General features: G+C 65.8%; 1 protein-coding gene. It reads left to right on the forward strand.

Annotated features, from left to right (window positions below; genetic code table 11):
* Positions 1 to 77 precede the first annotated feature (77 nt).
* Positions 78 to 1,187, forward strand: coding sequence for an ATP-dependent DNA helicase (locus tag DYI24_RS26790; protein WP_164574478.1), 1,110 nt, complete (start codon positions 78 to 80; stop codon positions 1,185 to 1,187).
* Positions 1,188 to 1,246: the final 59 nt, after the last annotated feature.

A 1,246-nucleotide genomic window follows, 5' to 3' on the forward strand; every position in this document is an offset into this window, starting at 1 on the left:
GAGCGCCCGACGCGTTAGCTTGCCGGCACCGAGTCGCTGCGGGCGTTGCCCGCCGCGTGGTCCGCCCGCGAGATCCCATGACCACCTTCACCCCTGTCCAGGACGAGGCGCTGAAAGCCGTCGGCGCCTGGCTCAAAGCCAGGCCCGGCCGCAACGGCACGCCGCTGGTGTTCCGGCTGTTCGGATTCGCCGGTACCGGCAAGACCACGCTGGCGCGTGAAATTGCCGAAGGCGTCGATGGTGAGGTCAAGTTCGCCGCCTTCACCGGCAAGGCGGCGCTGGTGATGCGCAACAAGGGGTGCGACGACGCCTCCACCATCCATTCGCTGATCTACCGCACCAAGGAGAGTGGCGTCGAACAGCCGAGCTTCGAGCTGTGGGACGACGCGCCGGCGTCGAAAGCCAAGCTGATCGTGATCGACGAATGCTCGATGGTCGATGAAGAACTCGGCCGCGACCTGATGTCGTTCGATTGCCCGCTGCTGGTGCTTGGCGATCCGGCGCAGCTGCCGCCGATTCAGGGCGGCGGCTTCTTCACCAATGCCGAGCCCGACGTGATGCTGACCGAGGTGCATCGCCAGGCCCAGGACGACCCGATCGTCCGGCTGTCGATGGACGTGCGCGAGGGCAGGGGACTCGAACGCGGCCGCTATGGCGACACCGAGGTGGTGACGCGCGATCAGCTCGATCCGCAGCGGGTGATGGATGCCGATCAGGTGCTGGTCGGCCGCAACAACACCCGCCGCGCCTACAACGCGCGTTTCCGGCAGCGGCTGAACATCGAAGATCCGTTTCCGGTCGGCGGCGACAAGCTGGTGTGCCTGCGCAACAACCGCAAGAAGGCGCTGTTTAACGGCGGGCTGTGGCGGGTGAAGTCGCGCTCGCCGATCAAGACTAAGATCATCACCATGCGGGTGACGCCCGATGAAGAGTTCGGCGGCCGCCTCACCAAAGTCTCGGTACGTCAGGAGTGTTTCTCCGGCGGCATCGAAGATATCAGCTGGGATCAGCGCAAGCCCTACGACGAGTTCGACTACGGCTACGTGCTCACCGTGCACAAGAGCCAGGGGTCGCAATGGGATGACGTCGTGCTGTTCGACGAGAGCTTTGCGTTCCAGGACAGCCGCGCCCGCTGGCTCTACACGGGGATTACCCGCGCGGCGAAACGGCTGAGCGTGGTGGTGTAGCGCGGCACTCCGTCTGTGCCCGCGTCGCCCTCACCCCACCCCTCTCCCGCAAGCGGGAG

It is taken from the genome of Rhodopseudomonas sp. BR0C11, assembly GCF_010820945.1.
Taxonomy (GTDB): domain Bacteria; phylum Pseudomonadota; class Alphaproteobacteria; order Rhizobiales; family Xanthobacteraceae; genus Rhodopseudomonas; species Rhodopseudomonas palustris_H.